The sequence below is a fragment of the Chryseobacterium sp. UNC8MFCol genome (genome assembly GCF_000482305.1).
Taxonomy (GTDB): domain Bacteria; phylum Bacteroidota; class Bacteroidia; order Flavobacteriales; family Weeksellaceae; genus Chryseobacterium; species Chryseobacterium indologenes.
Map to the genome: position 1 here is coordinate 483,097 of NZ_AXUZ01000003.1, position 15,635 is coordinate 498,731.

Genomic DNA, 15,635 nt, shown 5'->3' on the forward strand with positions numbered 1-15,635 from the left:
TCGTGAAGCCCTGTCTGGTTGAATATCTTTAAATTTTAGCAAAAATAGATTGCATCTTATAAAAGCGCAATCCATTTTTGGAAATATCTATAATTAGTTTTTTATGCAGAACGGAAAATTATAATTAATAGCCTCATAAGGTGTAAGGTCTGTTCCATCTACAGTAATTTTTTCTGCAACTATAGCGTATCTCAGGGATTGATCCATTCCTACAAAAAAGCCTTTCTGCTTAGCAACCAATGTCACCTTTGTATTTTTATTTGCTCCATCTACTGGAATCTTAAGCTCAAGTACTTTAGGAGTAAATACCAATTCCAATACATTGCTGGCCGTATTTATTGTAGCTTTATAATTAAGGTCATACTTTACTTTTCCCATTGTCTTCAAAGCTGTTTCTGCCTTTGCCGGATCTTTTATAACGTTTTTTACAATTTCACCGATCGGAAATTCTGCAAACGTAATCGTATCTTTTTTTGCTGTGAAAGCCTGTATTTTTTCTGTTTTCACACTTCCCTGTACGGTAATAAGCTTTCCTTTATAATTTCCTTTAATATCTTCCATTTTTACCGGCGGAATATCCGGACCGTTATCGTTGTTACATGCTGATAAGATAAAACCTGTCAATACGATTAAAAACACCATTAAAAATTGAGGTACTGTAAATTTCTTCATTACATTATTTTTTTCATTAAACATTAAAATATTTTCGAGTACTCAATTATATAAACCCCCATTTTTGAAAATCTTGCATGAAAATTTTTAAAAAAATTGTTTTTTTTTCACAACGGATTGATTGTAAGCAAAAAAGAAACTATATTCATCATTCAATTTGTAGGAAAATGCGTCATCAAAAATCACAATATGAAAAATACTATTCAAATTATTCATCATGATAAGGGCGAAACACTAGGTATTGCCGGAGGTAATTACCGCATCATTGTTTCCGGAGATCAGAATAATGATGCATACGAAGTTATTGAGATGCTTGTTCCTCCGGGCGGGGGCCCGCTTCCACATTCCCATCCTGATATTCAGGAAATGTTCTTTTTGGTGGAAGGAGAACTGGAATTTACAACCGAGACCGGAAAATCAATTGTTAAAAAGGGAGAATTTGTTAATATTCCCTTCAATGGAGGAATCCACTGTTTTAAAAATATTTCAGATCAATTTGCCCGTATGCTTTGTACTGTTGTTCCCGCAGGTTTGGAACAGGTATTCAGAGAAGTGGGCACGCCTGTAAAGCCTGGTGAGTTTTTACCAGCTACGCCGCCCACTCCTGAAAGAATTGCTTTTCTAAAAACCATTGATAACAAATATGGTTTGGCGACCTACCCACCGGATTATTTGGATTAGATCGCAGTTTAAAACTATTTGAATGAAAAAGGAAGCTATTTCCAGCTTCCTTCTCTTTGTTACCATTTACATTTTTATTGTACACCGCCGCCTAGTGCTCTGTACAAGTCAACCTCTGCATTTAATCTTTCAAGGGTAACGTTGATTGATTCAAGATCGTTCTGCAGTTTATTATTCTGAGCCGTAATTACCTCTAAATAAGTGGCCATCCCGCTTTTATAAAGTTTTAACGCATCATTGATGCCTTTATCCAAAATGGCTGTTCTCTGGTCTAAAAGCTGCAGTCTTTCGGAAGAACCTTTAGATTTTGCCATGGCATCAGACACTTCTGCTACCGCCGTCATCACTGCCTGTTTAAAATTTATTGCCGCTTTTTCCTGCTCTATTAATGCCGTTTCATACGCTGTTTTCAATTGTTTTTTCTGAAAAATCGGAGCGGCAAGATTGGCGGCAATTGCCTTGGTAATTGAACCCGGGATATCAAACCAACTGTTAAACTTATTAGAGTTAACTCCAATCTGCGGACTCAGGCTGATGCTTGGGTACATGGCAGCTTTTGCCAGTCCCGTTTTTGCATTCAGGCTGATCACATTGAATTCTGCTACCTTAAGATCCGGTCTTCGGCTCAACAGCTGTGCGGGCAGACCTTCTGATAAAGTGTTTCCGGGAATCATATTTTTCAGATGCCCTTCTCTTTCAATTTTAGAAGGATATTCTCCACACAGAATGCTCAATGCATTTTCCTGGATAGAAATATTCTGCTTTGCCAAAGGAATCAATAGCTCTGCTGTTTTTTTCTGAGCCTCCGATTGCTGAACTGCCAGTGAGTTGATCTGTCCTGCAGTAAACTGAAGGTTCATCATTTTAAGTGTATTATCACTCAGCTCAATATTTTGTTCAGCTATTTTCATCTGTTCATCAAGGCTGATCAGGTTGTAGTAAGCCTGGGCTACCTGAACGACAATACGGCTTTTGATTGCATTTAAATTTTCTTTCTGGGCGAAATATTCTGCAGCAGCTGATTCTTTCTGCATTTTGGCTTTTCCCCAAATATCAACTTCCCATGACAGTCTCAGAGTTGCATTAAAATCGTCTATATATTTCGTTCCTAAAAACTGTTCGTTAAGGGATCCGTTAAGACTGTTCTTAGAGGCCCAGCTTCTGTTGGCTCCTGCGCTGAAATCTAAAGTGGGCATCAGGGATAGCTTGGCTTGTTTATAGATCAGATCCAGCTGTTCTATATTCTTCAGGGCCACATTCACTTCGTTATTTCTGGTTAACGCTTTATCAATTAATCCTACCAGTTTAGGATCTTTGAAGAAGGTTTTCCATGGAAGGACTACGGTATCTCCTGTTACCTGCACAGATTCTTTATATGTTTCCGGAACCTGAAGATCTGTTCTTGTATATTTTTTTCCTACTGCACAAGACACCAGTAATGATGCCATTGCGCCTGAAATAAGGAAATTCTTTATATTAAATATTCTCATTTGTCAATTGATTTTGGGTTACAGGATACTTCTTTTTGGATGAAAATTTCTCATCCAGATATTGGAAGAACATGTATAATACAGGGATTACAAATACTCCCAGAATTACTCCACTCAACATCCCGATCGCAGCACTTACACTGATGGATTTGTTTCCTGAGGCCATCCCTCCTGTTGAGATCATCAAAGGAATCATTCCTACAATGAATGCCAGTGAGGTCATGATAATAGGACGTAACCTTGCTTTTGCCCCTTCCAGTGCAGAATCAAGAATCGAAAGACCTGCTTTTCTACGCTGTACGGCAAATTCTACAATAAGAATGGCATTTTTCGCCAGCAATCCGATCAACATAATCAATCCTACCTGTACATAAATGTTGTTATCAAACCCAATCGCCTTGATTCCTAAGAATGCTCCTAACACTCCGGTAGGAATGGAAAGCATTACTGCTAAAGGAAGAATATAACTTTCATATTGTGCTGACAGAAGCAGGTATACGAAAAGCAAACATAACCCAAGGATGACAACGGTTTGATTTCCTGCTGATTTTTCTTCCAAACTTAAACCTGTCCATTCATAGCTGTAATCGGAAGGCAGTTTACTAAGCGTCTGCTCCATTTTATCCATCAGGGCTCCGTTACTTACTCCCGGTTTCGGCACCACATTGATATTTAAAGAGTTATACAAATTATATCGCTGAACAGATTCAGGACCGTAAACTTTTTTCAATGTGACCAGTGTGTTCACCGGAACCATTTCCCCTTTATCATTCTTCACAAAAATATCGTTGAAGGCCTGCTCATCCATTCTGAAAACTCCGTCTGCCTTGATATTTACTCTGTAGAATTTTCCGAATCTGGAGAAATTCTGAGACTGGTCTCCGGAGAAATACGTCTGCACTGTTCCTAAAAGTTGAGAAATACTTACTCCCAGCTGCTTCGCCTTATCTTCATTTACTTCAAGTTCAAGCTGAGGATAATCTGCCCTGAACATGGTATATGCATACGCCACTTCAGGAACCTGCATCAGTTGTCCGATCAGGTCATCGGCTTTTGCTTTAAGGGACTGCGGATCTCTACTCATACGGTCCTGTAACACGATCTCTGAGCCACTGGTAACCCCATATCCTTCTACCGGAGGCATTCTGAAGCTTATCACACTTCCTTCTTTAATTTCAGCCAGTTTTCCATTCACAATATTCATGATCTCATCGATATCCTGAACGGCTCCTCTTTCTTTTTTAGGTTTCAGCTTCACAAATCCCATTGCATATGCTGGTCCGGCACTGTTACTTAACAGGTTAAATCCTGTAATGGATGTATTTTCCTGAACGGCATCTACTCCTTTTAAAATTGTATTGATTTTATTCGAAACCTCTGTGGTTTTTGTCAATCCTGTTCCCGGCGGCATGCTTAATGAGTAAATAAAGAATCCGTCATCTTCCATAGGGACAAAACTCTTTGGGGTACTTGTCATTAACCAGGCGGATAATCCGATGATTCCGGCTATTAATCCGGCTGCAATCCACTTACGACCGATCAGGAACTTCACTCCTTTTGCATAACGGTTTGTCATATTATTAAACCCTGCGTTAAATGCTACTGCGAATCTCTGTCCGAAACCTTTTGGCTTGCCTCCTTCTTCTGCATGGTGGTTTTTCAAAAATACCGCACATAAAGCCGGCGTCAGTGTTAATGCATTAACTGCTGAAATGATAATTGCAATGGCTAATGTATAGGCAAACTGCTTATAGAATAACCCTGCAGATCCAGACATAAACCCGATAGGAATAAATACCGCAGACATTACAAGGGTAATAGAGATAACAGCCCCTGTAATTTCTCCCATCGCTTTATGGGTGGCGTCTCTTCCCGAAAGATCTGTACCTTCCATATTACTGTGAACTGCTTCCACTACTACAATGGCATCATCGACGACAATACCGATCGCCAGTACAAGGGCGAAAAGCGTCAGCACGTTGATGGTAAATCCTAATACCAGAAGGAAGAAGAAGGTACCGATAATTGCTACGGGAACTGCAATGGCAGGAATAATCGTCGACCTGAAATCCTGTAAGAATATGAATACCACAATAAATACCAGGATAAATGCCTCAATCAGCGTTGATTTTACCTGACCTGTCGCTTCGTCCAGTCTTTCTTTGGTACTCATTACTTTGGTATATTTGATACCCGGAGGGAATGATTTTGACAACTGATCGATGGCTTTGTTTACTCCTATTTCAATTTCATTCGCATTTGATCCTGTAGTCTGCATAATTGCTACAGTAACGGCGTTCTTCCCATTGGAAAGGTTGTCACCGGTATTGTTGATAGATCCGAATTCTACACGGGCTACATCTTTAAGCCTGATCACTTTGGTCCCGTCATTTTTGACGATCATATTTTCATACTGTTCCGGAGTATTCTTTTTTCCTTTGTATCGGATTACATATTCCAGCGCCGCATTGGATTCTTCTCCCAATTTTCCCGGGGCAGATTCCAAGCTGTGATCTGCAATTGCATTGGAAACATCAGCTGGAACCAATCCGTATGAAGACATTTTCTGGGGATTCAGCCAGATTCTCATGGAATAATCTTTGATCCCGAAAATCTGGGCCTGCCCTACCCCTTTTACCCTTTTAACTTGAGGAATAAGGTTGATATTGGCATAGTTCTGAAGGAATGTTTCGTCATATTGCTTATTATCTTCCGTATAGATATTGAAGATCAATACCATACTGTTTTGCTGTTTGGAGGTTGTCAGTCCCATTCTTATTACTTCCTGGGGAAGTATGGGAGTCGCCTGCTGTACTCTGTTCTGTACGTTTACTGCAGCCTGATCGGCATTTACCCCCTGTTTGAATATAACAGAAATGGTAAATGTTCCGTCGTTACTCGCTGTGGACTTCATGTAGCTCATGTCCTCCACTCCGTTAATCTGTTCTTCCAGCGGAGTTACTACCGAACGGATCACCGTTTCACTATTTCCTCCCGGATAAGATCCTGAGACGGTAATTGTAGGTGGTGAAATATCCGGGAACCTCGTCACAGCAAGCTGGTTGAGTCCTATGATCCCTAAAATAACAATGATAAGGGATATCACCGTCGCCAGTACAGGACGGTCAATTATCTTTTTTAACATTTTCGAATGATCTAAGAATGATTATAAAAATTATTTTGAAGGCATCACTTTTGCCACTACCTGAGCTCCGTCAGTAAGAGCATCGATCCTGTTGATGGCAATTTTATCTCCTGCATTCACTCCTTCTCTGATAAAGTAATCCTGGGAAGTACTTCCGGACACCTTGATCTGGGTCATCTTCACCTTATCTTTGCCTTCCAGTTTATAGACAAAGAATTTATCCTGAATATCTTTCACAGAAGTTTTAGGAAGTTTAACCACTCCGTCCAATGCATTGTGTATCATCACCCTTCCTGTTCCTCCAGACCTTAACAATTTATCAGGGTTCTGGAAAACAGCTTTCATCTGGATACTTCCGGTGGTTCTGTCGAAGTTTCCGCTGGCACTTTCCAGTTTTCCGGGTAATCCGTATTTGGAGCCGTCTGCCAGAATTAATTCGACATTTTCTGTCTTATTTCCTGCGGTTGCAGCTCTGCTGTGTGCTATAAAATCAGCTTCATTCATTGAGAAATATACATTGACTGTGTTGATGTTTGAAAGCGTCGTGAGCGGTGTTGCATCAGAAGGACTGATCAGGTTACCTACTCTGTTCGGAATTCTTCCGATATATCCGCTCACAGGAGCTTTGATATAGGTAAAGTTGGCATTGATCTTTGAAGAGCCTAATGAAGATTGAGCCTGTGCTACTTGCGCTGCTGCTGCTTTAAAATTAGCCTGAGCCGTTTTTAGCTGCATATCGGAAACTACTTTTCCTTCTACCAGCGGTTTTAATTTTTCGACTTCCAGTCTTGCCGTTTCCTGAGCAGCCAATGCTGCTTTTAAAGCCGCCTGATTCGTATTAACCTGTTCGTTATAAACCGACGGGTTAATTCTAAACAACGTCTGTCCCTTGGTAACATATTGTCCTTCTTTGATATACACGGCTTCCAGATATCCTGTGATCTGAGCTTTTATCTCTACATTATCCTGCCCTTCTATGCTTCCCGGATATCCGGTAGAAACGTCTTCATCACCTGACTTTACCTGAATAAAATCGGTAGGTAAGGCAGGCATTTGTTGGGAATTTTCCTGGGCATTTCCTGAACCGCAGGAATACAATATTGCTGCTGCTATCAGAGGAAGTGCCAGATATCCTTTTCTGTAATTCATAACATTTGATTTTAAATTTTACAGGAGCAAAATAAGGTCATATAATAAGGTTATCCACTCAGAAATCGGGTGAAGCGTAGTTAATGGCAGATGAACCGTATGATACGAAAAATGAAAAGAAAAGTGCCTGTTTATGCAGTTTGAAGCCATAAAAACGGTTCTTTTTCATTTAACCAATTCAAAAATACGGTTGGCGTTTTAATTTCTACGGCTCACTTGTAAAACTTTCAGTCAAGGATATTCTGCGCTCTAATTTCGCATTGTTAATCAACCCAAAAACAAATCAATAATTTAAATTTTATCAAATGAAAAAGTTTTTAGCAATCACAGCAGTAGTATTAGGATTGGAATTACAGGCTCAGCAAACCAAGGACACAAAAAAAGATTCAGGTATTGAACTGATTCCTAAAGCGGGAATTACTATCGCTACACAATCGATTAAAAATATGGATGGCGAAAAGTCTAAAACATCATTTCAGGCTGGTCTGGGCGTGAATATCCAGACGGGATTACAAAATTTTTCTGTACAGCCGGAAGTCAATTTTATAAGTAAAGGAACCAGGATCAAAAACCATTTCGGAAACCAGACCTACAACTTCAATTATATCGAGATTCCGGTGCTGGCAAAATACAGTTTCGGCCCGGTATATGTAAATGCGGGACCTTCAATTGGTTTTCTTGTAGGAAAAAGTGACAAAATAAAAGCAGCATACGGAAAAACAAAAACTTTAGATTTTGGATTGCAGATGGGGGCAGGAGTCGCTATTCCTGCAGGTCCGGGAAAACTTATTGTAGACGGAAGATATAACCTGGGATTGAGCAATATTTCAGACGAAAAAGGAGTGAATGTAAAAAACAGAGGGTTTGCTGTTTCATTAGGGTATGCGATTCCTTTGTAAATGTTTTTTATTGAACCACAAAAGTCACAAAAGCTTTTTAAATTTTAAAGTGACAAATTTTGAAAAAATAAGTACACAAAAGTTTTTAAAAATCTACGATTTTCTTAAGTGAACTAAAGTGCCCCCAATAAATCATAACTGTTTCTTTATATCCTGATCCCTTCACGAACTATTCATGAAGGGATTTTTGAATGATATGACACATGAGAACAGGAAAAATAAAAGTTGCCACTTTCAGGCAACTTCAAATTTTAGAAAGGTAATTGGAGGCTGAAGTGTATTAGACATTAGATAAACCATTGTCATTTACTTTTCAGGCTTCCGGAGCTTTCTTCTTCCAGTCTCCGACTTCCTTTCTTAATAATCCATCCATGATTTGAAAATAGAAGCTTTTTCCCGGCTTACAATCACTTCCATATCCGGTTGTTTTCTAAGTTCCAGCTTGAGTTTTCCATTAAAGTGATTAAACACCTGCTTTACAGAATCGATATGAATGATAAACTGTCTGTTAGCCCGGAAAAATATTTTTGGATCGAGTTGTTTTTCAAGTTCTTCCAGAGTTTGAGGAATATTTTCAATAATTCCGCTGTTCAGCATGGCTTTACTGATTCCCAATTCAGTGTAAAAATAGAGAATATCTTCGGCTAAAACCGTTTTATATCCGTCTCTGTGCGGGATAAGGAAACGTTTTCTGTAATCTTTAGGCTGAAGATAATTGAGCAGGCCTTCGATGGCTGACCCTACAACGGGCACGGATTCCATAAAGGTTTCATAGCGTTTCAGGGCGGCATCAAGCTCATCCTCTTCAATAGGTTTTAAAAGGTAGTCGACACTGTTATATTTAAAAGCCTGTACAGCATACTCATCATAAGCGGTGGTAAAAATAACAGCGCTTTTTATTTCATGTTTATTGAATATTTCGAAGCTCAGTCCATCGGCAAGACGGATATCCATCATAATAATATCCGGAACAACATTGTTCTGCAGCCAATCTACTGTTGAGGTAATGGAGTCTTCTACAGATAATATTTCGAGGTGGGGCCTTAACTTTAGCAAAAGTCTCTTGAGCCTGTCTGCATTAGGTTTTTCATCCTCGACTATTAAAATTTTATTTATCTTCATATCAACGGAAGTTTTACAATAAATTTATTTTCAGTTTTTTCTATAATGGGTTTTGTGTATCCCAGGATCTCATATCTGGCAACGATATTGGTTAACCCAACTCCTGAAGAATCCGGCTTATTGATCAAGGGTAAAAAAGTATTGGAAACTACGAGTTCTTTATCTGAAGTGGTGTAAACCTCTATTTCCAAAGGATTTGATTTTGAGGTTTGGTTGTGTTTAATAGCATTTTCAACAAGCAACTGCAGAGATAGCGGAAGGGTATACATATTTCTGTACTCTTCTCTGATATCAATTTTAAACACTACACCTTCGCCTATTCTTTTTTCAATCAGGAAAATATAGGATTCTAAAAATTTGAGTTCTTCTTCTACAGCAATAATATCTTTCTTTGAATTCACCAGCAGATACCGGTAAACCCGTGCAAATTTCTCTGAATATTCATATCCGAGCTGCTGGTCTTCGAGGATCAATTCAGAAAGGACACTTAGGTTATTAAAAATAAAATGAGGATCAATCTGGAGTTTAAGTGCTTGCAGTTCTGCTGCCATGGCGGCCTGTTTATGTTTGGAGGCTCTCAGTTTATGCTGTGCTGCTTCAACGGCTGTTTTTTTCCAGTTTTCCAGCAGGTAATCTACAGTATTGAAAGCACTGATTGTAAGTGATACTACAATATTTGTGGCGATCCATTGTCCCAGCAAAGTATATTCCTTGCGGGTATCCATTTCCGGTATATTATCTGAAGTACAATCCACAATGAAATTAATAATCATCACCATCACCACACTTCCGATAATCTGAAGAACACCCTGAACAAGCAGTCTTTGTACCGTTCTGTCTTTCCAGGGAAGCAGCTTATTGAGACTTTTATCAATAAGGATACTTACTTCTGAGATAATCGCCGAAAAGAAGAATACCCACAAAGCATCTTCAATGATCATTTTAAGAGGAGTCTCCAGGTAATTTTTCCAAACAGGATCAAAGGGATCAATAAGATAAGAAAAAAGACAGAACGTCACGATGGCGACGGCCCAGATAGCCAGTCTTCTTTTCATTGCTGAAAGAAATTTTTTATATCGTACTATATTTTTCCTGATGGTAGAAATCCTGTTCATGTACGGAATTTTGTGAATGTAAATATAGAAATAGATTTAGTAAAACACCTGTGCATTCTGGACGAGACCGCTAAAACCGTAAATGAAACGTTAAATAATACCGTTCAAATGGAAACAAACGCTTCATCACCGGAAAAAGACATTTCATCATCATTTTATGCAATGTCACATTATTTTTAATAAGTTCTGACCTTCTCCGATCCTACTTTTGCTTCATCAATTTCATTACAATGAAAACAATAATTGTATGTACAGATTTTTCCCCGGAAGCAGAAAATGCAACCCATTACGCTGCTTCTATGGCAAAAGAAAATCAATATAAAATAGTGCTTTTTAATTTGCAGAGCGTCTCCATTCATGCCTTAAATGCCCAGGCCTCTGCAGATTTTTTTTATGTGCAAACGCTTAAGAATCAAAAAAAACTTGAGGATAAAGCTTCTGAGCTCAGTGAGTTATATTCTATAGATGCCAGCCATTATCTGGCATCCGGAAATTTTATTGAAGAGCTTCATCGTTGTATCCAAAACACAAACGGTGATTTTATAGTGATGGGAATGGCAGAAAAAACTCTTGAACAGCGGCTTTTGGGAAATACCGTAACGATGTCCATTCATAAGGTCAAAAAGCCTGTTCTCATTATTCCTGCCCATATTGAATACACCGGTATCCGAAAAATTCTTTTCGCTTACGATCATCACAGAGGGATGACGTGGTCTGCGATGAATGACATTTATAATTTCGTCCATGAATTCAGTTCCGAAATTGAGGTATTCAATGTGAGTGAAAGTCTGGAAGATTTCAACGAAGTCATTCATGATATTGATCTGAATTCCGGATATGATCTTGATGATATCAAATACAGTTTCAAAATGATTCAATCCGCTGAAATCATCAAGGCTATTGAAGAAGAAGTAAAGCTTACCAATCCGGATCTACTCACTATGATTCCTCACAGATACAATCTTCTGGAATCCCTGTTTCATCGAAGCAAGACCGCCAGTATGGCTTATAAAAATAAAGTTCCTTTATTATCAATCCCCTTAAACATAGATTAAGAATCAATAAAAATCTGTCAGCATTTGAATTATCCTTTTTGCCTTTTAAAGGCTAAATTTTACACTTAATCTTGTTTGTCAGGTTCTGAATAATTCAGAACCTGTTTTTATTAATCGATTGGTAACAGATAATCCGATTTAAAATTTTTACCGTTTTTTAAGACTATCAGACTTTTCCTTAATTCTCAATATTTTAATACATTTGTTATAAAACATAAGCCCAATGAATTTCGAGCAGGTTAATCTACACCTTGAGGCATATAAAGAACACAACCAGATCCTGGATGCGGCCAGGTACCTGATTCATTCTTTTAATCTGGAACATGAAAACTTTGCGGGGTTTGGATTCAGGCAGGAGTTATCTCCTACTTCAATGCTTCTTACTGCAGAAGGTGAACTTGGAGGGCCACAAAAAGTAATGATTCCTCAAAATTTATTTGATTTTGATCTGAACCTTGTATTGAACATGGTCGCCCATGAAATGCTTCATGTAAGACAAAAAGCTCCGGGTCAAGTGATAGAAGATAAAAATGAAAGAGAGTTTCAGGCCTATTACGAAATGCTTTTCCATAAAGTGTTTCCACAAATTCCGGAAGTTTCAGATTTTCATAAAAAATTCTTCGGTGGAAAAGCGTTGGAATATTATAAAAGAATGGGCGAAGGCTCCATTCTACAACAAAAATATGCAGAACAGAAAACAGAAGTTGAACAATTAATTAATACATTACCATGACAACAAAACCAGACATCACCTGGGCAGATTTTGAAAAAATAGATATCCGATGCGGAACCATTATCTCCGTGAGTGATTTTGAAAAAGCAAGAAACCCTTCCTATCAGCTGGAAATAGATTTTGGAGAGCTGGGCATCAAAAAATCATCCGCGCAGATTACTTCCTTATACGAAAAGGAGGAGTTAGTAGGCCAACAGATTTTAGCCGTAGTTAATTTTCCTAAAAAACAGATTGCCAATTTTTTCAGTGAATGCCTTGTGCTTGGTTTATATGGAGAAGATAAAAAAGACGTTACACTTTTAAGTCCTTCATTACCCACCAAAAACGGTATGCAGGTAGGATAAGCAAAAAAAACACTCATGATACAGAACATTCCACTAGAAAGAGTATTATTTCTTGATATTGAGACCGTTCCACAGGCCGGATCCTGGAACGAATTATCCGAAACCGATCAGTATCTCTGGGACAAAAAAACAAAATTCCAGAGAAAAGAGGAGGTCTCGGCAGAAGATTTTTATGAAAGAGCCGGCATTATGGCTGAGTTCGGAAAGATTATCTGCATCACCATCGGAATGGTTGAGAAGAATGATACTCTGAAAATTAAAAGCTTTTCGGGGCATGATGAAAAGAAAATGCTTCAGGAGTTTGGAGAGATTTTCAACAGCCCGAGACTTTACAATGTGATCCTCTGTGCTCACAATGGGAAAGAATTTGATTTTCCGTGGATTGCCAGACGTTATCTTATCAATGGAATGCAGCCTCCGGCCCCGTTCCAGATGTTTGGAAAAAAACCATGGGAAATTCCGCATATCGATACTATGGAACTTTGGAAATTCGGGGATTATAAAAGTTTCGTATCCCTGGAATTGCTTGCTCATGTCTTTGGTATTCCCACTCCGAAGGATGATATTGACGGCTCAATGGTTTCATCAATTTACTACATAGAGAAAGACTTGCAGCGAATTGTTGACTATTGTGAAAAAGATGTCTTAACTTTGGCAAATATTTTCCGGCGTATGCGTCAGGAAGATTTGTTGAAAAGGAATATCAATCTAGATTAAAAAATGAAATTTACAGACGATCAAATTGCTGACATTGGTGAGGAAATCATCAGCGTACTAAAAACCGTATACGACCCCGAAATTCCGGTAGACATCTACGAACTGGGGCTGATTTATGACGTACAGATCTCCGATGATGCCGATGTAAAAATTATAATGACCCTTACTACCCCAAACTGTCCTGTTGCTGAAACCCTTCCACAAGAGGTAAAAGATAAGGTAGCGGAAGTAGAGCATGTAAAAAGTGTTGATTTGGAGCTTACTTTCGAACCGAGCTGGAATAAGGATATGATGAGTGAAGAAGCCAAGTTTGAATTGGGAATGCTTTAATAAAGCAAGAAGCCGGAAGAGAGAGGCTGGAAGCGACAGCATATTCATATAATTTGTTACAACCTGTTGCAGAAATTATATGAGCAAAAAGATTCAGTTCTCCTGAGTCTTTAATAACTTCCCTCTTCCGGCATCCTGCTTCCATATTTACTTATAATCTTTTGCAATTTCTTTTCCTTCCCTTCTGCTCCACTCACTCCATGAACCTACATACAGATCAGGAATTTCAAATCCGGCATGAGCTAAAGCTAAAATCGTGTGGCAAGCAGTCACTCCCGAGCCGCAATGGATAATCAAATGTTCCGGTTTTCCCTGTAATAAATTTTCATATTTAGCCTTTAAAACTTCAGGGCTCAGGAATCTCCCGTTCTCATCAAGATTCTCAGAAAACGGAATGTTAATAGCTCCGGGAATATGTCCGGCCACCAAATCAATAGGTTCGGATTCTCCTCTGTATCGGTAGGCATCTCTCACATCAATCACTGTAGAATAATCGCTTTTTAGCTCATTTTCAACAATTTCCAGGCTTGAAACAGGCAGAGACCAATCTTCTTTGTTAATTAATGGAGCTTTTTCAACCATTTCTTCTCCGGATGAAAACTCTACCTCACTTTTCTCTGCAGCCTGCATCCCGCCATCGAGAACCTGTACATTTTCGAATCCAAAAGATCTTAGCATCCACCAGGCTCTGGCAGCCGCATTCGATCCGTTCTTATCATCATAAACAATAATGTGGGCATCTTCAACAATCCCCAGTTCAGAAAGCGTTTCCGCAAATTTCTCTATTGCCGGAAGCGGGTGTCTTCCTCCAAATGCGGCGTCTTTCCCTACCTCAGCCAAATCTTTATCCAGATCAATAAATCTGGCGCCTTTGATATGTTTTTCAAGGTAATTTTGCCTTACCTCTTTTCCTGTTCGTGCATCGAGGATGATAAGATTTTCTGTTGACAATGCTTTTAATTCGGAAGGAGAAATGATTGGAGACATTATATTTTTGTTTTGGGTTGAATGTAATTAGGTTTTGGCTAAAGCCAATTGATTCCTGGTATAGTAAAGCGGGCTAAAGCCCGTTCCTATTTATGTTTTACTTTCACGCAGGATTTACAGATTTCGATTTTATTATCTGTAATCTTTTTAAATCTGCGGGCGTTTTTAAACCATTTTAAAAATGGAAAATATCCTTCGCTTTATTATAAGAGCTTTCAAAGTTTAACAGGTTCAGCTTATGGTCTGCTTTTTCAAGACTCATAAAGTTGATGACCTGTTCTGTAGGCATATTTCCTACCAGATCATCCTTGGCCATAGGGCATCCTCCGATTCCTTTGATGGCACTGTCGAATCTTCTGCAGCCCTGATCATAAGCTGCCTTCAGTTTAGAATAAGAATCTTCGTAACGGTTATGAAAATGTCCGCCAAAGTTGATTTCGGGATATTTTGAAGGAATTTTTTCAAATAAAAGACTGATTGTTTCAGGAGTTGCTACGCCTGTTGTATCAGAAAGCAGAATATCTTTGATCCCTACTTCTGAGAATCTCTGTGCCCAATGGTCTACATCTTCCCATTTCCACATTTCGCCATACGGATTCCCGAATGCCATTGAAAAATAAAGATTCAGCTGTTTTCCTTCGCTTTTTACCAGTTCCAGCATTTTGATAATTTCATCAAAAGCTTCTTCCTGGCTCTTGTTGGTATTTCTGTGCTGAAAAGTCTCAGAAATCGAGAACGGAAACCCAAGAATATCCACTGACTGGTGTTTCAAAGCTTTTTCTGCACCTCTGTAGTTTCCGATAATGGCAGAAACCTTAGTCTTAGAACGCGATTTATCAATATGTTCAGCCACCTCATCAGAATCAGCCATCTGCGGAATTGCTCTTGGAGAAACAAAACTCAGGCAATCCAACACGTCAAAGCCAACATCCATTAAGGAGTTGATATAATCTATTTTTTTATCAGTAGGGATAAACTCTCCCCAGCCCTGCATGGCATCTCTAGGACATTCTGTAAGAAACATTTTTACTTTTTGATTTTCTCAAATATAATAAAACTAAACTACTTGGTATACTGTACATACAAAACTAACATTATTTTGATTTTCAAAGTTTTATATCCAATTTATAATTTCAATAATTGATATTCAGTCGCAAATAATGTTTTCTGAGCATCAAATTTGCTAACTTTGTTAA

15 protein-coding genes are annotated in these 15,635 nt (G+C 38.7%); 7 read left to right on the forward strand and 8 right to left on the reverse strand.

What is annotated here, in order from left to right; translation table 11 throughout:
• Positions 1 to 93: 93 nt before the first annotated feature.
• Entirely contained in the window at positions 94 to 672 is a 579-nt protein-coding gene (locus tag M030_RS0102205) for a DUF4840 domain-containing protein (RefSeq protein ID WP_027372045.1), read from the reverse strand.
• Positions 673 to 861: 189 nt separating this feature from the next.
• Between M030_RS0102205 and M030_RS0102210 the strand changes: the two genes are divergently transcribed.
• The gene (locus tag M030_RS0102210; protein ID WP_034722000.1) at positions 862 to 1,353 is read left to right on the forward strand and encodes a cupin domain-containing protein; all 492 of its coding nucleotides are present in this window, start codon (positions 862 to 864) and stop codon (positions 1,351 to 1,353) included.
• 74 nt (positions 1,354 to 1,427) lie between these two features.
• Here M030_RS0102210 and M030_RS0102215 read toward each other — a convergent pair whose 3' ends face one another.
• The 3 genes from M030_RS0102215 to M030_RS0102225 are packed head-to-tail and all read right to left on the reverse strand — an operon-like array spanning position 1,428 to position 7,137.
• The gene (locus tag M030_RS0102215) at positions 1,428 to 2,843 is read right to left on the reverse strand and encodes an efflux transporter outer membrane subunit (RefSeq protein ID WP_027372047.1); all 1,416 of its coding nucleotides are present in this window, start codon (positions 2,841 to 2,843) and stop codon (positions 1,428 to 1,430) included.
• Entirely contained in the window at positions 2,830 to 5,988 is a 3,159-nt protein-coding gene (locus M030_RS0102220) for an efflux RND transporter permease subunit (RefSeq protein WP_027372048.1), read from the reverse strand. The genes M030_RS0102215 and M030_RS0102220 overlap by 14 nt, the downstream gene beginning before the upstream one ends.
• 30 nt (positions 5,989 to 6,018) lie before the next feature.
• On the reverse strand, positions 6,019 to 7,137 hold the full coding sequence (locus tag M030_RS0102225) for an efflux RND transporter periplasmic adaptor subunit (RefSeq protein WP_027372049.1): 1,119 nt from the start codon (positions 7,135 to 7,137) through the stop codon (positions 6,019 to 6,021).
• A 305-nt stretch (positions 7,138 to 7,442) separates the two neighbouring features.
• Between M030_RS0102225 and M030_RS0102230 the strand changes: the two genes are divergently transcribed.
• Positions 7,443 to 8,036 carry a porin family protein gene (locus tag M030_RS0102230; RefSeq protein ID WP_027372050.1) on the forward strand — a complete coding sequence of 198 codons (594 nt, stop codon included), beginning with the start codon at positions 7,443 to 7,445 and terminating at the stop codon, positions 8,034 to 8,036.
• Positions 8,037 to 8,393: 357 nt separating this feature from the next.
• On the opposite strand, the gene M030_RS0102235 is transcribed toward M030_RS0102230, so the two are convergent.
• Together M030_RS0102235 and M030_RS0102240 are read right to left on the reverse strand one after the other, a co-directional pair.
• Positions 8,394 to 9,158 carry a LytR/AlgR family response regulator transcription factor gene (locus M030_RS0102235; RefSeq protein ID WP_027372051.1) on the reverse strand — a complete coding sequence of 255 codons (765 nt, stop codon included), beginning with the start codon at positions 9,156 to 9,158 and terminating at the stop codon, positions 8,394 to 8,396.
• Entirely contained in the window at positions 9,155 to 10,273 is a 1,119-nt protein-coding gene (locus M030_RS0102240; RefSeq protein WP_027372052.1) for a sensor histidine kinase, read from the reverse strand. Before M030_RS0102240 ends, M030_RS0102235 begins: the two co-directional genes overlap by 4 nt.
• Before the next feature lie 230 nt (positions 10,274 to 10,503).
• Here M030_RS0102240 and M030_RS0102245 point away from each other — a divergent pair, with 230 nt between their 5' ends.
• The 5 genes from M030_RS0102245 (at position 10,504) to M030_RS0102265 (ending at position 13,452) form a co-directional block, all read left to right on the forward strand.
• Complete coding sequence (locus M030_RS0102245) at positions 10,504 to 11,328, forward strand: universal stress protein (protein ID WP_027372053.1); 825 nt, start codon at positions 10,504 to 10,506, stop codon at positions 11,326 to 11,328.
• Between the two features lie 223 nt (positions 11,329 to 11,551).
• The gene (locus M030_RS0102250; RefSeq protein ID WP_027372054.1) at positions 11,552 to 12,061 is read left to right on the forward strand and encodes a hypothetical protein; all 510 of its coding nucleotides are present in this window, start codon (positions 11,552 to 11,554) and stop codon (positions 12,059 to 12,061) included.
• Positions 12,058 to 12,405, forward strand: coding sequence for a tRNA-binding protein (locus M030_RS0102255; RefSeq protein ID WP_027372055.1), 348 nt, complete (start codon positions 12,058 to 12,060; stop codon positions 12,403 to 12,405). Before M030_RS0102250 ends, M030_RS0102255 begins: the two co-directional genes overlap by 4 nt.
• 15 nt (positions 12,406 to 12,420) lie before the next feature.
• Entirely contained in the window at positions 12,421 to 13,122 is a 702-nt protein-coding gene (locus M030_RS0102260; protein ID WP_027372056.1) for a 3'-5' exonuclease, read from the forward strand.
• A 3-nt stretch (positions 13,123 to 13,125) separates the two neighbouring features.
• The gene (locus M030_RS0102265; RefSeq protein WP_027372057.1) at positions 13,126 to 13,452 is read left to right on the forward strand and encodes an SUF system Fe-S cluster assembly protein; all 327 of its coding nucleotides are present in this window, start codon (positions 13,126 to 13,128) and stop codon (positions 13,450 to 13,452) included.
• Between the two features lie 147 nt (positions 13,453 to 13,599).
• Here M030_RS0102265 and M030_RS0102270 read toward each other — a convergent pair whose 3' ends face one another.
• Together M030_RS0102270 and M030_RS0102275 are read right to left on the reverse strand one after the other, a co-directional pair.
• The gene (locus tag M030_RS0102270; RefSeq protein ID WP_027372058.1) at positions 13,600 to 14,439 is read right to left on the reverse strand and encodes a sulfurtransferase; all 840 of its coding nucleotides are present in this window, start codon (positions 14,437 to 14,439) and stop codon (positions 13,600 to 13,602) included.
• A gap of 175 nt (positions 14,440 to 14,614) precedes the next feature.
• Positions 14,615 to 15,463, reverse strand: a complete 849-nt coding sequence (locus M030_RS0102275; RefSeq protein ID WP_027372059.1) for a hydroxymethylglutaryl-CoA lyase — start codon at positions 15,461 to 15,463, stop codon at positions 14,615 to 14,617.
• Positions 15,464 to 15,635: the final 172 nt, after the last annotated feature.

Bases quoted from the DNA above. Each gene is read 5' to 3' on its own strand.
- M030_RS0102205 (WP_027372045.1), bottom strand. From the start codon at position 672: ATGAAGAAATTTACAGTACCTCAATTTTTAATGGTGTTTTTAATCGTA.
- M030_RS0102210 (WP_034722000.1), top strand. From the start codon at position 862: ATGAAAAATACTATTCAAATTATTCATCATGATAAGGGCGAAACACTA.
- M030_RS0102215 (WP_027372047.1), bottom strand. From the start codon at position 2,843: ATGAGAATATTTAATATAAAGAATTTCCTTATTTCAGGCGCAATGGCA.
- M030_RS0102220 (WP_027372048.1), bottom strand. From the start codon at position 5,988: ATGTTAAAAAAGATAATTGACCGTCCTGTACTGGCGACGGTGATATCC.
- M030_RS0102225 (WP_027372049.1), bottom strand. From the start codon at position 7,137: ATGAATTACAGAAAAGGATATCTGGCACTTCCTCTGATAGCAGCAGCA.
- M030_RS0102230 (WP_027372050.1), top strand. From the start codon at position 7,443: ATGAAAAAGTTTTTAGCAATCACAGCAGTAGTATTAGGATTGGAATTA.
- M030_RS0102235 (WP_027372051.1), bottom strand. From the start codon at position 9,158: ATGAAGATAAATAAAATTTTAATAGTCGAGGATGAAAAACCTAATGCA.
- M030_RS0102240 (WP_027372052.1), bottom strand. From the start codon at position 10,273: ATGAACAGGATTTCTACCATCAGGAAAAATATAGTACGATATAAAAAA.
- M030_RS0102245 (WP_027372053.1), top strand. From the start codon at position 10,504: ATGAAAACAATAATTGTATGTACAGATTTTTCCCCGGAAGCAGAAAAT.
- M030_RS0102250 (WP_027372054.1), top strand. From the start codon at position 11,552: ATGAATTTCGAGCAGGTTAATCTACACCTTGAGGCATATAAAGAACAC.
- M030_RS0102255 (WP_027372055.1), top strand. From the start codon at position 12,058: ATGACAACAAAACCAGACATCACCTGGGCAGATTTTGAAAAAATAGAT.
- M030_RS0102260 (WP_027372056.1), top strand. From the start codon at position 12,421: ATGATACAGAACATTCCACTAGAAAGAGTATTATTTCTTGATATTGAG.
- M030_RS0102265 (WP_027372057.1), top strand. From the start codon at position 13,126: ATGAAATTTACAGACGATCAAATTGCTGACATTGGTGAGGAAATCATC.
- M030_RS0102270 (WP_027372058.1), bottom strand. From the start codon at position 14,439: ATGTCTCCAATCATTTCTCCTTCCGAATTAAAAGCATTGTCAACAGAA.
- M030_RS0102275 (WP_027372059.1), bottom strand. From the start codon at position 15,463: ATGTTTCTTACAGAATGTCCTAGAGATGCCATGCAGGGCTGGGGAGAG.